This window comes from Kamptonema formosum PCC 6407 (assembly GCF_000332155.1).
GTDB lineage: Bacteria > Cyanobacteriota > Cyanobacteriia > Cyanobacteriales > Microcoleaceae > Kamptonema > Kamptonema formosum.
The window spans coordinates 1,172,288-1,194,089 of the sequence record NZ_KB235904.1; the positions used below are offsets into that span (position 1 = coordinate 1,172,288).

17 protein-coding genes and 1 other RNA gene are annotated in these 21,802 nt (G+C 43.4%); 9 read left to right on the forward strand and 9 right to left on the reverse strand.

All coding sequences use genetic code 11. The annotated features are described in order from the left end of the window. The first annotated feature begins 29 nt into the window (after positions 1-29). Positions 30-359 (forward strand): hypothetical protein, encoded by a 330-nt coding sequence (locus OSCIL6407_RS31120; protein WP_007354580.1) that lies wholly within the window; start codon positions 30-32, stop codon positions 357-359. Positions 360-645: 286 nt separating this feature from the next. Then, positions 646-2,598: a sensor histidine kinase gene (locus OSCIL6407_RS0122215; RefSeq protein ID WP_007354802.1), complete on the forward strand. Its 1,953-nt coding sequence runs from the start codon at positions 646-648 to the stop codon at positions 2,596-2,598. Positions 2,599-2,636: 38 nt separating this feature from the next. Here OSCIL6407_RS0122215 and OSCIL6407_RS0122220 read toward each other — a convergent pair whose 3' ends face one another. Beyond that, complete coding sequence (locus OSCIL6407_RS0122220) at positions 2,637-3,197, reverse strand: 2'-5' RNA ligase family protein (RefSeq protein WP_007354801.1); 561 nt, start codon at positions 3,195-3,197, stop codon at positions 2,637-2,639. Between the two features lie 139 nt (positions 3,198-3,336). Here OSCIL6407_RS0122220 and OSCIL6407_RS0122225 point away from each other — a divergent pair, with 139 nt between their 5' ends. The 4 genes from OSCIL6407_RS0122225 (at position 3,337) to OSCIL6407_RS0122235 (ending at position 4,832) form a co-directional block, all read left to right on the forward strand. Next, on the forward strand, positions 3,337-3,603 hold the full coding sequence (locus tag OSCIL6407_RS0122225; RefSeq protein WP_007354800.1) for a YciI family protein: 267 nt from the start codon (positions 3,337-3,339) through the stop codon (positions 3,601-3,603). 23 nt (positions 3,604-3,626) lie between these two features. Continuing rightward, positions 3,627-3,723: signal recognition particle sRNA small type (ffs, locus tag OSCIL6407_RS32855), an RNA gene on the forward strand. A 24-nt stretch (positions 3,724-3,747) separates the two neighbouring features. Next, positions 3,748-4,119: a phasin family protein gene (locus tag OSCIL6407_RS0122230; protein WP_019487673.1), complete on the forward strand. Its 372-nt coding sequence runs from the start codon at positions 3,748-3,750 to the stop codon at positions 4,117-4,119. 299 nt (positions 4,120-4,418) lie between these two features. Beyond that, on the forward strand, positions 4,419-4,832 hold the full coding sequence (locus tag OSCIL6407_RS0122235; protein WP_007354798.1) for a hypothetical protein: 414 nt from the start codon (positions 4,419-4,421) through the stop codon (positions 4,830-4,832). Between the two features lie 181 nt (positions 4,833-5,013). On the opposite strand, the gene OSCIL6407_RS0122240 is transcribed toward OSCIL6407_RS0122235, so the two are convergent. Together OSCIL6407_RS0122240 and OSCIL6407_RS0122245 are read right to left on the reverse strand one after the other, a co-directional pair. After that, a complete protein-coding gene (locus OSCIL6407_RS0122240; protein WP_019487674.1) occupies positions 5,014-5,361 on the reverse strand; it encodes a HepT-like ribonuclease domain-containing protein in 348 nt (115 codons plus the stop codon). Beyond that, entirely contained in the window at positions 5,351-5,671 is a 321-nt protein-coding gene (locus OSCIL6407_RS0122245; RefSeq protein WP_007354796.1) for a nucleotidyltransferase family protein, read from the reverse strand. The genes OSCIL6407_RS0122240 and OSCIL6407_RS0122245 overlap by 11 nt, the downstream gene beginning before the upstream one ends. A gap of 128 nt (positions 5,672-5,799) precedes the next feature. Between OSCIL6407_RS0122245 and metH the strand changes: the two genes are divergently transcribed. Both metH and OSCIL6407_RS0122260 read left to right on the forward strand, forming a co-directional pair. After that, positions 5,800-9,534, forward strand: coding sequence for a methionine synthase (metH, locus tag OSCIL6407_RS0122250; protein ID WP_007354794.1), 3,735 nt, complete (start codon positions 5,800-5,802; stop codon positions 9,532-9,534). Positions 9,535-9,851: 317 nt separating this feature from the next. After that, complete coding sequence (locus OSCIL6407_RS0122260) at positions 9,852-10,445, forward strand: L-threonylcarbamoyladenylate synthase (RefSeq protein ID WP_007354792.1); 594 nt, start codon at positions 9,852-9,854, stop codon at positions 10,443-10,445. 16 nt (positions 10,446-10,461) lie between these two features. On the opposite strand, the gene OSCIL6407_RS38365 is transcribed toward OSCIL6407_RS0122260, so the two are convergent. The 3 genes from OSCIL6407_RS38365 to OSCIL6407_RS37265 all read right to left on the reverse strand — a co-directional run bounded on the left by OSCIL6407_RS38365 (position 10,462) and on the right by OSCIL6407_RS37265 (position 13,196). Continuing rightward, the gene (locus OSCIL6407_RS38365) at positions 10,462-10,722 is read right to left on the reverse strand and encodes a hypothetical protein (protein WP_407635889.1); all 261 of its coding nucleotides are present in this window, start codon (positions 10,720-10,722) and stop codon (positions 10,462-10,464) included. A 23-nt stretch (positions 10,723-10,745) separates the two neighbouring features. After that, positions 10,746-11,150, reverse strand: coding sequence for a hypothetical protein (locus OSCIL6407_RS38370; RefSeq protein WP_007354790.1), 405 nt, complete (start codon positions 11,148-11,150; stop codon positions 10,746-10,748). A gap of 846 nt (positions 11,151-11,996) precedes the next feature. Continuing rightward, complete coding sequence (locus OSCIL6407_RS37265; RefSeq protein WP_019487677.1) at positions 11,997-13,196, reverse strand: coiled-coil domain-containing protein; 1,200 nt, start codon at positions 13,194-13,196, stop codon at positions 11,997-11,999. 1,241 nt (positions 13,197-14,437) lie between these two features. Between OSCIL6407_RS37265 and OSCIL6407_RS0122275 the strand changes: the two genes are divergently transcribed. After that, the gene (locus OSCIL6407_RS0122275; RefSeq protein WP_007354055.1) at positions 14,438-16,069 is read left to right on the forward strand and encodes an MBL fold metallo-hydrolase; all 1,632 of its coding nucleotides are present in this window, start codon (positions 14,438-14,440) and stop codon (positions 16,067-16,069) included. 288 nt (positions 16,070-16,357) lie between these two features. Here OSCIL6407_RS0122275 and OSCIL6407_RS0122280 read toward each other — a convergent pair whose 3' ends face one another. The 3 genes from OSCIL6407_RS0122280 to OSCIL6407_RS0122290 all read right to left on the reverse strand — a co-directional run bounded on the left by OSCIL6407_RS0122280 (position 16,358) and on the right by OSCIL6407_RS0122290 (position 21,789). Beyond that, positions 16,358-20,050, reverse strand: a complete 3,693-nt coding sequence (locus OSCIL6407_RS0122280) for a thioesterase domain-containing protein (RefSeq protein ID WP_019487678.1) — start codon at positions 20,048-20,050, stop codon at positions 16,358-16,360. Between the two features lie 92 nt (positions 20,051-20,142). After that, the gene (locus tag OSCIL6407_RS0122285; RefSeq protein ID WP_007354053.1) at positions 20,143-20,745 is read right to left on the reverse strand and encodes a HEPN domain-containing protein; all 603 of its coding nucleotides are present in this window, start codon (positions 20,743-20,745) and stop codon (positions 20,143-20,145) included. A 9-nt stretch (positions 20,746-20,754) separates the two neighbouring features. After that, positions 20,755-21,789, reverse strand: a complete 1,035-nt coding sequence (locus OSCIL6407_RS0122290) for a ParA family protein (RefSeq protein ID WP_007354052.1) — start codon at positions 21,787-21,789, stop codon at positions 20,755-20,757. Positions 21,790-21,802: the final 13 nt, after the last annotated feature.

Genomic DNA, 21,802 nt, shown 5'->3' on the forward strand with positions numbered 1-21,802 from the left:
TACAATTCTCTCATATTCTTACATTTTTTATGCGCGATACTCAAGTTCGCTCCTCATTATCCGATGCCTTGGACGGCGGGGGTAAACCGTCTCATCAGCCGTACCCTGCTGCGGCGATTGCCATAAATTATCCCATCCCTACAAACCCTCAAGAAATGGTTGCCTTACGACAACAGCGGGTGAATGAGGAAGTGGTGGCAACTGCGATCGCAGGCGTTATTAATATAGCCCGTTCTAGGCAACAGTCTTTAGATGAACTCAAAGCTGAGGTGCTAGAGGAGGATAATCTTCTGGATCTATCTCAGCGCCGTCGCTTATGGGACATTGTTTCTCAAGCTTGGGACAATTTGCCCAGTTAGAGCTATAACTGATTGAAGAAGGGGCTAGGGGAAGAAGGGGCTAGGGGCTAGGGGCTAGGGACTAGGGAAGAAGGGGCTACGATGCTCAGGGCTAGGGGCTAGGGAAGAAGGGAAGGAGGGAATAAGGGAATAAGTAAATCCACCTAATTAAACATAAGATAAGTATGGCTAAAAAACTGACTTTATAAACGTTCTTCCTTCTCTCCTAAATAACTAAATCCTTCTTCCTTCTCTCCTAGATAACTAAATTTTTCTTCCTTCTTCCTTCTTCCTTCTTCCTTCATTTATGAGCTTTAGTAAAGTTAGCCAGGTTCACAATAATTTTCAGGAAGAACAACGAAAAAAGAGAAAAGTAACTACTCTTTTACTCCTGGCAGGATTCACTTTGATAGTCAGTGCTGCGGCGATCGCTAGTTATCTGATTATCTATGAATTGCTGCTGAATACTTCCAAAGAGAAAGCTTTATTAAAAGTTCAGCAGGGTAGTGGGGAAATTGATAAGTGGTTAGAAACACGGAAAGCAGAAATAGCAACCATTGCTGACACACCAACTCTTGCAACTATGGATTGGAATGTCGTTGAACCCTACCTTAAATCTCAGGTCAAACGGATCGATGAATATCGACAGCTTACTATGACATTTCCTGATGGTTCTCGATTCAATACACAAGTAGGAAAAGCTAAGGGAAGTATAGCCGATCGCCCTTTTTTTATATCAGCAATGGCGGGAAAAGTCACGGCTAATGACCCGGTGATTAGTCGTTCCTTGGGAGTAGCTCAAGTCCAAATTGGCGCTCCGATTGGCTCACCAGAAAAACCTTTAGGAGCTTTAGCAGGTAATATTCCAATCGATCGCCTAATTAAAGTCGTTCAAAATCTGCAACTAGGTCAGGGTAGCTATGCCTTTGCTCTCAACTCCCAGGGTCGAATAATTGCTCATCCAGATCCGTCTTTAAGAGGAACCACAGAAAAACCAGCTACTAGCTTACTGGAAAGCAAAGACCTTTATTTGGCAACTCTCGCGCAACGGATGGTGAACAAAGAGCAGGGAATTGACTTAATTAAAGTTGATGGCATCTGGCAATATGTAGCTTATACCCCTTTAAAGCAGGCAAATTGGTCTGTAGCCTTGGTCATTCCGCGTCCAATAATTGAATCTTCCCTCGATGCTTTGAATATCCTAACGCTAATTTTAGGGAGCGTGCTTATAGTGGCAACTATAGGAGGATGGAGACAGGTACAACTATCTGAAGAAGCACAAGCAAATGCGGAGGAAAAATCTCAACTTTATACGCAAACTCAGGAACAAGTCGAACTTCTAAATCAATCCCTGGTTCAGCAGAAACAGATGGAAAATCAACTTCGGCAGCAAACTGATTATTTAGAACAAACGTTGAAGGAATTACGACAGATTCAAGGACAACTTATCCAAAGCGAGAAAATGTCCTCTTTGGGTCAATTGGTAGCTGGTATTGCTCATGAAGTGAATAATCCCGCAGCTTTTATTTACGGTAATTTATCTCATGTCAGCCAGTATACCGAAAATTTACTAGATCTAGTAAAGCTCTATCAGCAGCATTATCCCCTGCCAGTGTTAGAAATTCAAGCTAAGTCAGAAGAGGTCGATCTAGAATTTCTAAGCGAAGATTTATCGAAATTACTTACATCTATGCACGTAGGTGCGGAACGAATACGTGATATTGTCAAATCCCTACGGAATTTTTCGCGGTTGGACGAGTCGGAAGTCAAGGCGGTGAATATCCATGAAGGTATTGACAGCACCCTGATGATTCTTCAGAGTCGCTTGAATCCCAGCCCCAAATATGCTGGGATTGAAGTTATCAAAGAGTATGGTAATCTGCCGGAGATCGAGTGTTATGCAGGACAGCTTAACCAGGTATTTATGAATATTTTGACGAATGCTCTGGATGCTTTAGAAGAGCGGCATCAGGGGGAGGAAAAGATAATTAAGATTACTACAAGTCTCTCTAGAGCGGATCGAGTTAGAATTTCGATTGCGGATAATGGTTGTGGTATGACAGAGGAAGTAAAACAAAGAGTATTTGACCCATTTTTTACAACTAAACCCGTAGGTAAAGGTACGGGAATGGGGCTATCTATTAGTTATCAAATTGTGACGATAGAGCATAGAGGGCGATTGTATTGTATCTCAGAACCAGGAGCGGGAACGGAATTTGTAATTGAAATTCCACTGCATCAAAGTGTGGGTAGCAGTTAGGATTATTCTCCGATGGATTCCCGCTCTATGAATTGGGTCTATTTAATAGGTGAAAAAAGAAATTCACGGCTAATATTCCAGCATTCCCCATCATGAATTAACAAAGTCAACTGAGATACAGTAAACTCAAAGTTGAGCGAGCGATTTTCAAATTCTAGCCATGCTGCTTTGAAATTCTGCTTAGTTAAGTCTCGAAATGCGACTGTCATGTGTGGTGTAAAAGAGCGAGTTTTGGCAACTGGGTCGAAGATTCCTAAGTTTGTTTCTAAATATGCGCTTAGGTCTTTTTCCAGAGCTAGTAATGCTTGGGTTTTGAGAGGATTTACGTAAATAACACGAGGTGGAAAGGCGGCAAAGCCAGAGAGAGTAATGGGGATTGGGTGATGGGCGAGTGCAAATTTTTCTAGGCATTCTTCTACTTTGTCAATTTCCGCTGTCACCCATTTAAAAGGCGGTTGGAGGGTGATGTGGGGTGGCGATTTTAAAGCACCGCTACTAGCGTATTTTTCGGCAAAATACTGTTTAATTTTAGTAATCTGCTCTTGAATTTCTTGCGGAGGTAGGAGGGCAATAAAGTAACGGTGTTGCAGATTTTCCATGAGTCTATTGGTGTAGGACAAAGATACACAGGAATTTACAGAAGCGGCACAGAATAGGAAGAGAAAATTATTAGTTTGGGCAATTTGCTATAAACTATTACTCAATATAGATTATAAAGTTTAAAATTGAAAAGCAAAAATGCCTTGGTTTGTCAAGATTGAGAAGGGAATTGTCGAAAAGTCCATTTTTGACAAGTATGTGCCTGCCCATCGCGCTTACGTGCGAGAGTTGATTGCTAAGGGACACAAGGCGAAGACGGGGTACTGGGCGCGACGGGGCGGTGGGATGCTACTATTTGAGGCGGGCTCGATGGAGGAGGCGATCGCGATCGCGGCTAAAGATCCCTTGGTAGTCAATGGTTGCGTTACCTACGAAGTTTATCAGTGGTGTGTTGTTGAAGAATGAAAAGTTGTGTTATACTCATAAATGAGCCGGACTTACGCGATTGTAACGCCCAAACTTTGTCAGGGCCGGAAGGCAGCAGCAATACGGGATGCTTGCAATAGGCGTGAACTCCGGTTCACCTTGTTTAAGGGAGGTGTACTTGCTATGCCGGGTTTCGGAGATATTTTACAGAAAGCAGTTTACCTGGGTGTGGGGTTGGCTTCCTACGCTGGCGAGAAAGCAAGTAGCAAATTAGGCGAGTTGCGGACTGAAGCCCAAAAATTGGCAGATGAATTGGTAAAACGCGGTGAAATGACGACGGATGAAGGTCGTCGCTTTGTTGATGATATGATGAGGCAGGCGCAACAGCAGCCCGGTGAGTCGCCTTCTGAACCGCAAAAACTTTCTGAACCGCGCCGGATAGAAATTGTTTCGGAAGATGAAGAACCATCGAATAAAAGCAATGAGGGTGTCGATAGGCTTCGTCAACAGGTGCAGCAGTTACAAGATGAACTCCGCGATCTGAAGCAGGATTAGGCTTTGTAAAGTTTTATGACGGGGGTTGAGTGCGATCGCACTTCTACCTCCGTTAGTTTTGGTATTTATCCTTGGTAAGGGTTTAGTAATACTATGGAAAAGGTAATAGAATTGATAAGTAGGTGGACATAATATATAGATTGTCCTTCCAAGAAAAGAAGCGATCGCAAAGACTTGAGATTGCTTCCCTTCTTTGGTAACGACACGATCGATTTTATCTATTGTCTACCTACTTAGTAAGTGCAAGCCTTTGTACTTGGATTTTGTTAATAATATATAAAGATCGAGCTGACAAATCAATGGAAGAGTGGCAAAAAAGTTTTGTGGCGGTACTGGAAACTGCTGTTGCTGAGGTAGAGAAGTTTTTCATGGATGCGAGTGAAGAATTCGCCGAAATGCTGGACTCACTGGCAAAGTTTTCGGAAGAGGTGACAGAAGAAATACAAAATACTGTAATCGATGATTTCGACAACTATTTTAATGAGTTGCTTGAACCAATTATTGAGGTTTTTAGAGAATTAGATCCAGAGGTAAATGAGATAGATTTTTCGATCGTGACTTATGTAGAGCCTTCAACGATTCAGCAGCCAGCTTGTAGGGGTTGTTCTAATTATCACGGTCATATTTATGGTGGGAATTTGTTAGTTTGTGCGATGCACCCTTCGGGTGTAGAGTCTGAGAGTTGTCCTGATTGGGAAGCTGAGAGAGAATAATTTACAGGGGGGATTTTTTAAGGGTGCGATCTAGTTGATTATAATTAAGAAGATTAGAAGAAAATGACAAAACAAAATAAAAAGCCAAAGCCTTGGGAGATTGACAGTAGCAATAACAAATCGAGTGTTTACTAGGCGGTGAAAATGATAGGGAAATTATTTACTAATTAACCATAACCTTTTAATTAACCCTTTCCTCTAATAATTGACTAATTTCACGATAAAGTACAGGTAAATTAGACTCCACAATTCCCCAAACTACCTGATTAGAAACCTTGGCATAAGCATGAATCAAAAGATTACGAAAATCGACAATTCTTCGACAATCTGTAATGCTTTCCGCCAAATCAGGCTCTAATTTCAACATCTGGTTTAACGCCTCTCCCACAATCTCAAACTGTCGCTCCACAGCAGAGCGTAGCATCGCATTACTTACGTAATCTTCAAACGTTTTACCTGCCGTAAACTCCGTTAAAAGTTGACAAGCTTCCTGAATATCAAACAAATATTTCTGCACCTCAAGCCGCATACAAAATCACCCGCGATTTTTCAATTGATTGTAAAAAATAAGGGTTGCGGATTGAATTAATCTCGACTAAATCTATAGAACGATTAAACAACTTATTCAACGCCTCCCGCAAACCAAAAAAGCAATTAGCATATTCCACCGGTGACATCGGTGTAAACTGAACCAAGAAATCTAAATCACTTTTTTCTTCGTCGAAATTATCTCCTGTTGCAGAGCCGAACAACTCCATCTTTAATACTCGGTAATGCTGACAAAACTCAGTCAATTGAACCTGTTTTGACTCCAAAATTTTCTTCCAGTCACTCGCCATAATTCAACCTCCTGATATTTCAGGCTACATTTTCCTAAGTCATCGCTGGCTAGATCAGTTATTATATGAATAACTACGTTAACATATTTCTACTTCATCAAAATAGAGAGCGTCAAAAATATTAACCCATGACCAATAGTACCTTCCTCCAACGCCTCCACCACCCATCCCGGCCCGTCATCGTCTTCGATGGCGCAATGGGAACCAACCTGCAATTTCAAAACCTCACCGCCGAAGACTTCGGGGGCCCGCAATACGAAGGTTGCAACGAATACTTAATCTACACCAATCCCGAAGCTGTCGCCAAAGTCCATCGCGGTTTCCTCGAAGCAGGCGCAGATGTCATCGAAACTGACACCTTCGGGGCGAGTTCCTTTGTACTTGCTGAATACAATTTAGCCCAGGAAGCCTACAACCTCAACAAGGCGGCCGCAACCCTCGCCAAAGGCCTGGCTATTGAGTATTCTACACCAGAAAAACCCCGATTTGTGGCTGGTTCAATTGGCCCTGGAACTAAATTACCAACCCTGGGACATATTGACTTTGATACTCTGAAAATTGCCTTTGCCGAACAAGCAGAAGGACTATTTGATGGTGGAGTTGATTTATTAATAGTTGAAACCTGCCAAGATGTGTTGCAAATTAAAGCCGCACTCAGCGCCATTGAAGAAGTATTTGCTAAAAAAGGTACGCGCCTCCCGATCATGGTATCGGTGACAATGGAAACTACTGGTACAATGTTGGTAGGTTCCGATATTAGCGCTGTCCTGACTATTTTACAACCTTTTCCTATTGATATTTTAGGATTAAACTGCGCTACTGGGCCAGACAGAATGGCCGAACATATCAAATATTTATCCCAATATTCCCCTTTTGTAGTTTCCTGTATTCCCAACGCAGGTTTACCAGAAAATGTCGGCGGACACGCCCATTATAAACTCACGCCGATGGAACTACGAATGGCATTAATGCACTTTGTAGAAGACTTAGGAGTGCAAGTAATTGGCGGTTGTTGCGGTACTCGTTACGATCACATTCAACAATTAGCAGAAATTTCCACAACCCTGACACCGAAAGTCCGCGAAACCACTTGGCAACCCGCCGCCGCATCAATTTATAGCGCCCAACCTTACGACCAAGATAATTCTTTCTTAATAGTTGGGGAAAGACTTAATGCTAGTGGTTCTAAGAAATGTCGCGACTTATTAAATGCTGAAGATTGGGATGGTTTAATCTCAATGGGACGCGAACAAGTCCGCGAAGGCGCACACATTCTCGATGTTAACGTCGATTATGTGGGACGCGATGGCGTAAGAGATATGAGAGAAGTTGTATCTCGCCTAGTTACTAATGCCACTTTACCCTTAATGTTAGACTCCACTGAGTGGGAAAAAATGGAGGCGGGATTAAAAGCCGCTGGGGGTAAATGTTTGTTAAATTCTACTAACTATGAAGATGGGGAACCCCGTTTTTATAAGGTGTTAGAATTGGCAAAAACGTATGGTGCGGGGATAGTTATCGGTACAATTGATGAAGATGGGATGGCCCGGAGTGCGAACAAAAAATTTGAGATTGCATCCCGCGCTTATCACGCTGCCATTGAGTATGGAATCCCCGCCTACGACATCTTCTTTGACCCTTTAGCATTGCCAATTTCTACGGGGATTGAAGAAGATAGGGCCAACGGTAAATCTACAATTGAAGCCATTCGTCGCATCAGGCAAGAGTTGCCGGGATGTCATGTTATTCTAGGAGTTTCTAATATTTCCTTTGGCTTAAATCCAGCGGCGCGACAAGTCTTAAACTCGATGTTTTTGCATGAAGCGATGCAAGCTGGGATGGATTCAGCAATTGTTAGCCCCAATAAGATTTTACCGCTGGCAAAAATTGAAGAAAAATATCAAGAATTATGCCGCAAACTGATTTACGATCGACGAGAATTTGATGGTAATGTCTGCATTTACGATCCTTTGGGAGAGTTGACAAATGCCTTTGAAGGTGCTACAACTAAGCGCGATCGCAGTGCCGATAAACTGCTTCCTTTAGAAGAACGTCTGAAGCGTCATATCATCGATGGCGAAAGAATTGGCTTAGAAGAAGTTCTTACCACAGCTTTAGAACAATATCCACCTTTGGAGATTATTAATACCTTCTTATTAGATGGTATGAAAGTGGTAGGCGAATTATTTGGATCGGGTCAAATGCAATTACCTTTTGTATTGCAATCTGCCGAAACCATGAAAGCTGCTGTTGCCTTTTTACAGCCATATATGGAGAAATCAGAATCAGGTGATAATGCCAAGGGAACCTTTATTATTGCCACAGTTAAAGGCGACGTTCACGACATTGGAAAAAATCTGGTTGACATCATTCTTTCTAATAATGGATATCGAGTGATTAACTTGGGAATTAAACAACCAGTAGACAATATCATTGAAGCCTACGAACAGCACAAAGCTGATTGTATTGCTATGAGTGGGTTGCTGGTTAAATCCACTGCTTTTATGAAAGAAAACCTGGAGACATTTAACCAGCGCGGGATTACCGTTCCCGTCATTTTAGGCGGTGCGGCTTTAACTCCTAAGTTTGTTCACGAAGATTGCCAAAACACCTATAAAGGTAAAGTTATTTATGGCAAAGATGCCTTTTCTGACTTGCACTTTATGGATAAATTGATGCCTGCAAAATCAGGAGGGAAATGGGACGATCTCAATGGTTTTGCTGATGAAGAAAATGGTAATGGCAATGGGGTAGCTAAAATAGAAGTCGCACATAAAAAAGAGGTGGAAACGGCGGAATCAGCAACGCCATTAGTAATAGATACACGGCGTTCTGAGGCGGTAGCTGTGGATATTGAACGCCCGATTCCGCCTTTTTGGGGTACTCAGTTATTAGAGGGCGAAGATATACCCTTTGAGGAAATTTTCTGGCATTTGGATTTACAAGCTTTGATTGCTGGACAGTGGCAATATCGCAAGCCTAAAGACCAATCTCGTGAAGAGTATGATGGGTTTTTAGCTGAGAAAGTTTATCCGATTTTGGAGGGATGGAAACAGCGGATTGTTAATGAGAAGTTGTTACATCCACAGGTGGTTTATGGGTATTTTCCTTGTCAGTCTGAGGGTAATTCTTTGCACCTTTACGATCCGGCTAACCCCCCCAATCCCCCCTTGGTAAGGGGGGGCAATGATGTAAATAATCCCTTGTTAACGGAGGGCGCTGATCTAACTAATTCCCCCTTGTTAACGGGGGGCAATGATGTAAATAATCCCTTGTTAATGGGGGGCGATGATCTAACTAATTCCCCCTTGTCAACGGGGGGCAATGTAACTAACCCCCCCTTACCAAGGCGGGGCGAAGAGGGGGTTATTACAACCTTTACTTTCCCTCGGCAAAAGTCGGGTCGGCGGTTGTGTATTGCTGACTTTTTTGCACCGAAAGAATCGGGTAAAATTGATGTATTTCCGATGCAGGCGGTGACGGTTGGACACATTGCTACGGAGTTCGCACAAAAGCTATTTGCCGATAATCAATATACCGATTATCTGTATTTTCATGGGTTAGCAGTTCAGACGGCGGAAGCAATAGCTGAATGGACTCATGCGCGAATTCGCCGCGAGTTAGGTTTTGGGAGTGAAGAACCGGAGAATATTCGGGATATGTTAGCTCAAAGATATCGCGGATCGCGGTATAGTTTTGGTTATCCGGCTTGTCCTGATATGTCGGATCAGTATAAACAATTGGAGTTGTTAGGAAGCGATCGCATCAATCTTTATATGGATGAAAGCGAACAACTTTATCCCGAACAATCGACAACTGCCATCATCACCTATCACCCAGCAGCTAAGTATTTCACTGCTTAACGCGAGTTCGATGGAGTGCGATCGCCTAACTGAGGCTGTAATTGAATAGGCGATGCCTGCGGCTGGCTAGGCCTGGGTCACTATTCAGTTGCGGTAAACGAGCGATCGCTAATCTATCAAATATAGCAACCGCCACAACGGTTAGGACATTCTCGATCGCCCAAACCATTTCTGTTATTGCATTTTCCTCCTGCCTCCTATCTCCTGCCTCCTATCTCCTGCTTCCTGCTTCCTGCCTCCTGTCTTCTGTCTTCTGCCACCTGCCACCTGCCTCTTGCCTCCTGCCTCCTGCTATATTTCCCACAAACATTCACACAATGCCTCAAGTCTCAATCCAAACCTTAATATCAGCAGCAAAATTAGGAAATCAAATCATCAGCTTTCCCACTGATACTGTACCCGCCCTAGCAGTTCGCCCCGAAGCTAGCGAACTAATTTTCACTACCAAAAAACGCGATCGCGAAAAACCTCTAATTTTAATGGGTGCAACCCCAGAACATCTTTGGCCCTACATCACCGGCACCCCAGAACAACTTCAAATATGGCAACAAATCGCCGCCTCCCACTGGCCCGGAGCCCTAACCCTTGTCCTCCCAGCCTCCCCCAAAGTACCTCCAGCCATGAACCCCACAGACCCCACCACCATCGGCCTCAGAGTCCCTAACCTCGCGATCGCCCAAAAAATCCTACAACAGACAGGGCCCTTAGCCACCACCAGCGCCAACTTATCAGGTCAACCACCCCTAGAAACAGCCGCCGAAATTCAACAAAATTTCCCAGAAGTCTTAACCCTAGAGGCTTCTGAACTAAAAACAACCACAACAGCATCCGGTTTACCCTCCACAGTGGCCAAATGGAGTGGGAATAGCTGGGAAATCTTGCGGCAAGGCGCGGTAGAGTTAAAAGGCTGACGGGGTGACAACCCCGTCAAAAGCTTGATAAAATAAAGGACATAGCCTTCAAACCCCTATGAAAAAATGGGAGCTTATTGGGCCTAATTTTCATCAATTCCGCAATAGTCGCATGGCAAAACTCCATTCCTACTACCCACAACTGACCATATAATCCTATCCAAAAACTACTATGACGGCGTTGCGATCGCCTCGACTCAATCAGGCGACCGATGTATTTCTGAATTCCCTTTAGCTTGAACTTACGTCCCTGTAAAATAGCGCAACTGTAAGCCAAAGCTATCAATAAAATTAAACTTTTTAGGCGGTCGTCACAAGCGTAGCTTTTTTCAAGATTATAGCCTCCTGTTTTAACGGTAAAGCTCTCTTGTCCCAAATCAGGCTAATCATAAACACATTTTTATCTCGCCACTGGGTTCTATCAATGGCGACCTTCAACTCTTGTTTCTTTTTAAATTGAGTTCTCAAGATATATTTAATCAGAGGAAACCACAGCTTTTCAATCTTGAGGATAGGTAGCTTGAGGAATCGTTGAACAGAACGTCGTCGGCTCTCAAACATGATGGGGTATGGCATCAATGTCGCCAATAACTCAATACTCACTTGTTTACGGATTTGGAGCAGGAAAACTAAAATTGTCAGAGTCAAGTATTCGGCTTTCTTGAGCTGCTGTTGGAAACAAATTTGGTAAAATGGAGGTAACATTTTTAATAGATGGGGCGACTTTACAATACTGACCCCATCTTTTTTTACCATAAATCGGTCAAAACCCTGTCAGTTAGGGGTTTTGATGGGGTTGTCACCCCGTCAGATAATACATTTTTGTAGTACGAATGTCAAGGTGTAGACTTCCTAGTAGTATCCCGATACTATAGGAAAACAGAAAAATACCTCTCCTCCTCTCCCGAAGGCTCAATCAATAGATACACCCTGATTAATCAACTTTGACCCTTTGCAGCTAGGTTTTGTATCACAACAAAGTTTTAAAATCATCCTGAAACATCCTCCCTCCTAACGGAGATTAAATGAGTAGATGCACCCTGATTAATGAACCCTAACCAATTGCGGTCAGGGTTTTTTTATTTGTTTCCCAAAAAGTTTTAACAATCATCCGGAAACATCCCCCCTCCTACCGGAGACTATATTAGTAGATGCACCCTGATGGATGAACCCTAACCAATTGCGGCTAGGGTTTTTTATTTGCCTCCCAGTAAGTTTTAAAAATCACCATGAAATATCCCCCTCCAAGCGCTGATGTCGAGTTAGACTTACAACTGAAAAAGGGAATTATTCGGACTATTCGTGATATTGCGATCGCCAAATTTTAGCAAATTCCAGAATCATCAAAAATCATGAGGTTTTAGCTGCCATACTGACTTTCTCCTTTCCGAATTTTTGTAACCTTTGTTTAACAACTTCTATGTTTCTGAAACCAGTTTCGTGCAAATTTACAATAACTCTGGCTCCATTAATGCACAAATTCCCTGACAGAAGATTCTAGATTTTGGATACTTTAACCCAAAATCTAAAATCGAATAGCGCTGGAAATGCCTAGCGAGAAAAGGTGCGGTTGCGCCACTTGTTTAACTTAGCTTCGCCAATTCCAGCCACAGTTTGCAATTGAGCTAGCTGTTCTTGCAAAGTCTTAATAGTATTGACTTGTTCTTGAGACTGCCGCTGTAAAGCTTGATAAGTTGTCAGTGATATGTTATTACTTGCCTGACTTTTTAGATGCCACAACTCTGTGATTTGAGCTTGCAAAGATGCGATCGCTGCTACCTGTTCTTGAGACTGTCGCTGTAAAGTTTCGTAACTTTCTAACGGTACGCTATCTCTAACTTGATTTTCCAGCTTTTGCAACTCTGCAACTTGAGCCTGCAAAGATGCGATCGCTGCTACCTGTTCTTGAGATTCCTTCTGTAAAGTTTGGTGACTTTCTAAAGGTACGCTATCTCTAGATTGAGCTTCCAGATGACTTTGCAACTCTGCAACTTGAGCTTGCAAAGATGCGATCGCTGCTACCTGTTCTTGAGATTCCTTCTGTAAAGTTTGGTGACTTTCTAAAGGTACGCTATCTCTAGATTGAGCTTCCAGATGACTTTGCAACTCTGTAACTTGAGCCTGCAAAGATGCGATCGCTGCTACCTGCTCTTGAGATTCCCTCTGTAAAGTTTCGTAACTTTCTAAAGGTACGCTCTCTCTAACTTGATTTTCCAGCTTTTGCAACTCTGCAACTTGAGCCTGCAAAGATGCGATCGCTGCTACCTGCTCTTGAGATTCCCTCTGTAAAGTTTCGTAACTTTCTAAAGGTACGCTCTCTCTAACTTGATTTTCCAGCTTTTGCAACTCTGCAACTTGAGCCTGCAAAGATGCGATCGCTGCTACCTGCTCTTGAGATTGCTTTTGCAAAGCTTCGTAACTTTCTAGCAATTCCTTTGACTGTGCAACAGAATTTTCTGGGGACTCAGCCGTTCCACTCTCGTGACTTTGGCCCTCAGTTGTTTCATCTTTCAATTTTGAAACCTGTTTCGGAGATCCCGAACCATGTTGCAAGGAAAAAGTTAACTCTGCTCCATTGCTAGACTTGAGCAACTCGCTTCGAGCTATGCGCTCGAATAGCTCAGATTTTGATATGCCCAGCTTTTCTGCGATCACAGTCAAGCGATTAGCCCCTGTCGGTGTCAGCGAGACTCCGACCTTGACTTTGCTCTCTAAATATGTACTAACAACATTTCGTTTGTTTTTTGGCATTGGCCTTTTCCTTTGCCAATCTACACAAATTAGTGTAGTGGCTTAAATGTGTCCTCTAAATCTTATTATTTATTAAATTCTGTATTTGAGAGCATTTTTAATTCGATCTCGTAATATTGAGTTTAACTTTACAGTTCGCCCTTGCTGCATAACTGCAACAGGAAAACATCACCTATTTCTGCTAAAGAAACGGCTTCTGAAAGTAGAGAAGCGAGCGTAAGTCACTCTATAAACCCGCTTAGTGCAGCGCACCTTGGCGTTCTCATCAAATGTGGTAAATTTCTCTACCAAATTTTTTGTTTTTCAGCTTATGCCTACAAGCAATCTGAGAAATTTTTTAGTCTTTGAATGAGAAATAGGGAAAAGTTTTTAGCAAAAGATTTTGAAATTTCGTTTGCTTTTACCCTTTCACGTTCTTTTTATACAATGCACTGAAGGCTGATGATATTAAGAATTATCACAATAAATTAAGTTCCGAATTGATTGGCTAAAGTCCTTACCAATAAAGGATTTGAATATACTAATGCTACCAAGATTTGTTACAAACAATAATAATTCTACTTGTTTTAGAGGTTTTCGTATTTCTTTATAATTAGCATAAAACCTATGGCAGGTAATAATTTTGTCGATTCTATTGTTCTCAGACAAAAGTTCCTACTATAAATATTTGTATAGATATGTCAAAATTACCTCAATGAAACTATCTCAAGTTGGTGCAAGAATGTCACGATGCCTGCGGCTGGCTGCGCCCGCAAATGTTAGGAGTATGTAAAGAATTGTTGCAAAATTAAGGGTGTGGACTGGCGATCGTTGAGCTACTAATGCTGAGTTTGAGAGCTTAGGCGTACAGTAGGAAGAGAACCTACGTAATTACTGGGATTTATTTGTAGTTACTATCCCACAAAAATTTGCGGAAAATAAACTGTAAAAAAGAAATAGATCGATACTCTCTCTTTGCAAATTGGTCAGCAGCCTCACAAGATCATAAAGCGGACGGATAATTAGTGCCTATTTTTGAAAGTAAATTTTATAACTCCCCTAGCGATAGCGAGTCGCTCTACAAGTCACCTAGTTTATGGCACGATGAAAAAAGAACCTAAATATTAAACTTGAACAAAAGTAAACTTTGGAAAAGTTTAAATAAGTTCTATGAAGCAAACTGATTAAATCAGGACGCTCTCGCTATAGCATTGAAAGTTGCGACGCAAGTTGCTTAGGATTGCAGGGGGCTAACCATCGTGATGGAGCTGGAATGTTTACCTTATGGTGCAGGTCATGCAGAGGATGGCCTCTGTTTGCTGGTGCGAATGGGGCAGCACCGGATTTTACTAGACTGCGGCCTAAAGGACATTTCACCGCTAATATCTTCAGAAAAATCCCTGCCAGCGGACTTAGTTTTTTGTACCCATGCCCACCCAGACCATGCTAGAGGTTTGCTAGCACTCCACCAGTCTTTCCCGCAATTGCCGATTTACGCCAGCGAGGTGACAACCCAACTCCTAGCCTTGAATTGGCCAGAGTTGGCAGCTAGCGAGCACCCACGGTTTTGTCAGGCCTTGCCTTGGCACTCTCCAGTTGAACTCCGCAGAGGTCTAGGGGTGCAGTTGTTCCCCTCCGGGCACCTACCAGGAGCAGCGGCAATATTGCTGACCTATGCGGCTCCGCACCGCACCTACTCCCTGGTTTACACGGGAGATTTTTTTCTATCTAATTCTCGCTTAGTTGAAGGATTGCCCTTGGGAGACCTCCGAGGACTCAAGCCAGACGTACTGATTCTCGAAGGTAGTTATGGCACGGCGCGTCATCCCCACCGCCGCCAATTGGAAAATCAGCTAGCAGAGCGCATCCACCGCGCGATCGCAGATGGTTACTCGGTACTTCTACCTACATCAACTCTCGGACTTGGGCAAGAATTGCTGATGCTACTACGGAGTCATCACTACTTCACTGGCAGAGACTTAGATATCTGGGTTGATGGGGCCGTTGCCCAAGGTTGCGACGCTTACCTGGAACTTTTACCCCATTTTCCTACAGCCGTTCAGAATTTTGCCCAACATCAACCCCTATTTTGGGACGAACGGGTGCGTCCTCGCCTACGCCGCTTGTCTCCAGAACAGCGCGGTATTCTCGGTAAAGCACCCTGCATTATCATCACTGACGAAACAGCGGATTTAAGTCTCTACGTTACTAAGCAAAATGGCCCTTGGATATTGCTGCTACCTCAAAAGCCGGGATACCCGCCGAAAGGGTGGCCGGAAACCTTACAGGGGTCGGGACTTCGTAGTGTAGAAAGCTATCTACTCGCGGAGCATTCTGATGGCCCCGGCACTACGCAGCTTATTCACAATTTGCGCCCTCAGCATATAATTTTCGTTCACGGCTCCCCAACTTATTTAGCTGATTTGGCGAACTTGGATGAGTTGCGGAACCGTTACCAGTTGCATACTCCAGCGGCGGGTACGTTGGTAGAGTTGCCGATTGGCGAGACATTTTTGCAACCTGCGATGCCAGAAACTCACTATGAAGGGGAGTTGGCGGAGATGGGGACGGAGGTAGCAATTAGTTTACCGAATACTATTGCCTCCGATCCGCGCTGGTCAAATTTTGCGGATACGGGTTTGGTAGAGGCCCGTTGGCAGGGTGAGGAGTTAGTATTGCGCGGGCTCTCGCAGCGGGAATTGATTAGTATTGGTAGCGATCGCCCTTTGCCGGTAGAGTTAGAATGTTGCGGCAATTGTCAGCACTTCCGAGGACAGCGTTGTTGGAGTCCTCTATCGCCTTTGTTTGGCTTTAAGGTTACGCCTGATGGGTTTTGTCCCGTTTTTGAATCGATTCATACTTCCGATCCGTCTAGTGATGAGCAATCGCTTTAAGAGGATTAGTATAAGCTTGCCATCTGTTGTATGACAGACCACGCAGGGAGTCATAAGTAGAAGGAAGAAGGAAGAAGGAAGAAGGAAGAAGGAAAAAGGAAGAATGTTTATACACTCAGCTTTTTAGCCATCCCGATCTTATGTTTAATTAGGTGGATTTACTGATCATGTCCGGTTAAATACTTGCCATTTTAAATACTTGTCATTGCGAGCCAAGCGCAGCGCTTGGCTCGCAATGACAGATCGTAAGTAATTTGCCGGACAGGATATCAAAGTGCAACTGCGAAATTAAAAAGTTTTGAAACATTGTTTTAGCTGTTGGGCGAGGACTTGAACGTGGGGCGATCTGAGCATGGTTAAGTGATTTCCAGGTACTTTAATAACTTCTACTTTGTCGTTAGTTAGTTCGCTCCATCCAAGGGTAAAATCCCGATCGTCTGTACTTGTTTGTGCAGTCGATCGCACGAGAGTAATCTTATTATAGTAAGTTTCCGGGGCGTAAGCCAGAGTTGCTTTGCTGTTAGCTTTAAACACAGCAAATATCGGTTTAATAACTTTATTTAGTTTAACAATTCTAGAGGCGAAACTTTCATCGAAAAAGTTATCAGAAGCAGCCAGCAGACGAAAATAATCTAATAGAAAAGGCCAAACCGATCGCAGCGCTATTGTGAATAGAAACTTACAGCCATCCCAAAAGGAAATTTGATTTGAGGGAATTGGTGCTAAAGTGTCGAGTACCGCCAGCAAAGCCACGCGATCGCCCGATTTTTGCAACTGTTGAGCCATCTCAAAAGCAACTAAACCTCCAAATGACCAACCTCCTAAAAAATACGGCCCTTGCGGCTGCACTTCACGCAGTGCGGCGATATAAAAAGCCGCCATATCTTCAATGCTAGTTAAGGGAGAACATTCTCCGTCAATGCCTTGCGGTTGCAGCGCATAAAACGGTTGGTCTGTTCCTAACTCTGCTGCTAATTTATAATAAGGGAAAACTACACCGAAGATAGGATGGACGCAAAAGAATGGCGGATTTGAACCTTGAGAATTAATGGCAACTAAAGGCGAATTTGGTAAAGAATTTTTGCCTGCATTTAGGCAATTTGCTAAAGTTTCAATAGTGGAATTTATGAATAATGAAGATAGCGGTAAATCCTGCTGCAATAGGCGCTGATTTCCCGATGAATCGTTGCAGGCGATCGCGGCGGTTTCTTGCACTCCCGGATGCTGTCTCAATACTGCTTCAATTTCGCCCAATTCGATGCGAAAACCCCGCACTTTTACCTGTTCGTCAATGCGGCATAAGAATTCGATGTTGCCGTCGGGAAGGTAGCGAGCTAAATCACCAGTTTTATAAATTTGCGCTCCTTCTTTATCGCTAAAAGGATTAGGAATAAAGCGCTGTCGTGTTAAGTGCGATCGGTTGAGATATCCTCTAGCCACTCCCAAGCCGCTGACGTGGAGTTCGCCCGGAATGCCGATGGGTACTGGCTGCAAATTTTGGTCTAAAATATAGATTTGAGTATGAAGAATTGGGCGACCAATCGACACTTTTTGATGTTCGTTAAGTTCGGCAATACTTGACCAGACAGTAGCTTCGGTAGGGCCGTAAGCATTAAAAAACTGGCGGTTTTTAGCCCAGAGTGTAACAAGATACTGCGAACAAGATTCGCCTGCAACGATCAGAGTTTGGAGTGCGGGAAGTTCTGCTTTTGGCAATAGTTTTAAAACAGCGGGTGGAAGGGTGACGTGGCTAATAGCATTGTCGTCCAAAAATTGGATTAAAGGCTTTCCGGGTAATAGAGCTTCTTTGGTTGCTAAGTAAAGCCTTGATCCCGATCTCAGTGCCATAACTATTTCAAAGATTGAGGCATCAAAACTGAGAGATGCAAATTGCAAAACGCGGTGATTGGGCTGCAATTTAAAAGTTTCTATTTGAGCATCAGCTAAATTTGACAGTCCTTTATGTTCGATTAAAACGCCTTTTGGTTTTCCTGTTGAACCTGAAGTATAGATAACGTAAGCGAGGTTTTTAGGAGTTACATTGCTAATTGGATTTTGTTGGCTTTCTCGCGCGATCGCATCCCGATCTCGATCGAGGCAAACTACAGTTAGATTGGGGATTTGGCAATCTGGTTGCGCTTTGGCGGTAAAGCGGGTTAAGTGCTGTTGAGTAGTTAGCAAGATGGATATGCCAGCATCCTCTAACATGAAGTTAAGCCGTTCTTGGGGATAATTTGGATCTAAAGGTAGATAGGCTCCGCCTGCTTTGAGAATGCCTAACAATCCTGCGATCGCATCTAGAGAGCGAGCGATACAAATGCCTACTAAAACTTCCGGCTTAACTCCCCTTTGCTGTAAATAATGCGCGATTTTGTTGGCTTTTTTATTAAGTTCGCGGTAGGTTAAATATTGGTTTTCAAAGACTGCCGCGATCGCGTCTGGCGATCGCTCTACTTGGATCTCAAATAACTGATGGAAACACAGTTTAATTTTACTCGATTTTCGCTCTTCCTCTTGACAAATAGAGGTAATATTGGGTTCTATTTTAGATAGATTATTAAATTCTACAAGTATTTGGTTTCGCTCGGCTGGCGTGAGAATTTGCAAGTCAGAAAGCCGCTGTTTGGGATTGGCAACAATGCTTTCTAATAGCGTTTGAAAATGATTTAGCATTCGGGCGATCGTCGCGCTGTCAAATAAATCCGTACTGTAGGTTATTTGCCCTTTAATACCTGCCAAATCCTCCCACAAATTAAACTCTAAATCGAGCTTAGCAGTACCCGCATCAAAGTCAATCGAGCTCCAAGTTAGTTCCGGCAATTCTAGCGCTGCTGTGGGCGTATTTTGCAGGCTAAAACTAATTTGAAATAAAGGATTGCGGCTCAAATCGCGATCTGGGTGTAGTGCTTCTACTAGCTTCTCAAAAGGCAAATCCTGGTGCGCCCAAGCTGCTACTGTCACCTCTTTAGTCCAACTCAAAAGTTCCTGAAAAGTGGGGTTTCCCAACAAATCGACACGCAAAACTAAAGTATTGACAAAAAATCCAATTAGCCCTTCTAATTCCGTGCGGTTGCGGTTGGCGATCGGCGTTCCTATTGCAATATTTTCTTGCCCGGTGTAGTGGTAAAGTAGGGTTTGAAAGGCTGCCAGTAAAGTTACAAATAAAGTCGCGTTTTCTTGCTTGCTTAATGAGTTTAGCTGCTCGCTCAAAAGCGACGACAGCGTTAGAAATTGTCGAGCGCCGCAGTAGGTGGGAACGGGCGGCCTGGGGTGCGCGATCGGCAAATTTAGGAGGTCAATTTCTTTTAAATGTTGCCGCCAATAAGTTAGCTGAGTTTCTAATACTTCACCCTGCAACCATTGGTGCTGCCATTCTGCAAAGTCGGCGTATTGAAGGGGGAGTTCAGGCAGCGAATACAGCTCGTTTTTTGCAAAATTTTTGTACAGCGATGTTAGTTCCCGAATTAACACCGCGATCGACCAACCATCAGCAATAATGTGATGGAAATTCAGCAAGAGTACATATTCTGCTGTCCCCAATTGCAACAGCTTTACTCTTAACAGCGGGCCTTTTTCTAAATCGAATGGTAGCTGCGATTCTGCAATTGCCCGTTGCTTTACGGTAGTTTCTTGCTGAGTTAGCGGTAAATTTTGTAAGTCAATTTTGGGAAGAGATACCGTTAATTCTGAGGCAATAATTTGCGACAATTGCCCTTCTACCATTGCAAAAGTTGTGCGTAAAATTTCGTGGCGGCGGACAATTTTGTTGAATGCTTGTTCTAAGGCGATTAAGTTGAGGAAACCTGTTAAGCGGAGTGCGGTTGAGACATTGTAGAAAGGATTGCCAGGAGCTAATTGATTGAGGAACCAAAGCCGCTGCTGGGCAAAAGATGCGGGGAAGACTAATACTTCTGTTTCTTCGGGAAGATTAAGCTTTTCTTTACCAGCCGGGAGGGAATTGTCGGAAAGATAGTTAGTCATATCAAATTATCAGGCAAGCCTCAAAGGAAAGCGTGTACAAAGTAGCTTCTAAATATTACATAGAGAAAATTTCATCTCTTTCATTAAAATCTTTACCAAGGCAATACTAGACTATAACTCGTTTCGATATGCTGCTTCATGCCGAGGTCGGTAACATTCACAAGATGTGTAAAAAACACATCAACATCATCTATCGCTTTAGCCGTAAGCCGAACTTTTCCGGTTGCTGTTTGAGTCCAAGAAAGCGCGGGAATAGCAAAACCATGTGCAAAACTGTGCCGCACTCTTAAAATCTCATTGAGCTTCTGCCGAACGGCTAATCCGCTCAAGCTTCTTGCAGACCAAATCCAATCGCCAATAGGATCGTAACCAGTGTTTTGAATCAGAAGGTTTCGCGTGTTCTCCGCGTTTGGTGTATTAAATCTTTCAAGTGCGCGTTCCGCCGCATCTCTAGCAATAGAATGTACGGCATGAAATTTGGGATCTAAAGGATTTGCAGTTGCAGCGAAAAAATTGCGAACGAGTTCGTTTATGTAAGCATCCCATACAGCAACAAATGCAGCTAGAGCGGAGTGATAGTAGACTTGAGTTTGACTGCGCGATATTGGTTGCAAGCGGGGATCTGTAGCTGTTTCGCGAAGTGTTCTAGCCGTGTTGGACGCTGTTTTGTACTTCAATGCTGCTGGTGACGGCACGGCGATTTCCTAAAGACAATTCACGAACTGTTCGAGTGCATACCGGTATTTTTCCAGTGGGCCTGGATTCAATTGCACGCGCTCACCTGCGATGTTCTTTGGACCCGGTTTTAACTTATGTAAGGGTGTACCAGTTGTAGCAGCGACAACACAGGCACTGTGATAATCGGGGATTTCAATAAAGGTGTTACTTGGGGATTCTTTGGGGTTTGCAAAAATATGACGATGATTCCTGTATATATCATCCATCGTCTGCTTAATAGTTTTATTTACAGCTTTAAATGCCTTGCTCGCTTTTCCTTCGTACAAAGTCATCCGGTTGCTCACAAATGTATGTAACTTTGGTACAGGTACACCATCTTCCTTGGCACGTTTTCCAAAGCTGATTCGTGCGTATGGTGCTGTATGTTGATCGGTGATACTATAGAGGAGTGCAACGACATTCTCTATGGCACGACGGGAACTGTCATCGGCTGTAAATGGCACAACAACGCCATCTGCCGCAACTAAAGCAAGCTGTGTATAGATCGCAAAACTAGGGTTACAGTCAATGACGAAGAGAGTGTCTCGATCCCCACTTTGTTTGCGAAGAGCAACTGTCAAATCCTGTACCCAAGTTAGCACCTGTTTCCAAGCATCAATTGGGATCGAAAGTTGGGATGTCTGTCGGATTGCTTCAGAGATTATTTCGAGGAGATTGTCCCCACATACTAGCCTCAAATTTTCTGGTATGTTCGGATTGAATTGTTTAGGTTCACACAGGTAGGGTGATACGTCTTCAATCATTTTAAAAGGGGAGTTCAGGCGTGCTTCAAGGTATCCCGCTACCGTCGCACGCGGAGTCTTAGTGTTTAAAGAACGTATTGCCTCTGGGCTAGTGAGATACCCACCAAATAGAGTTTCTGAAACATTCGCTTGCGGACATAGATCAATTACGTAGACATCAGAATCAGGGTGACGGTGAGCATATTCAGAAGCAGCGACAAAGCAAAGGAAGCTCTTGCCGACACCACCTTTATTGTTCCAGAAAGCGTATGAACTCATTGGGTGTATTTTT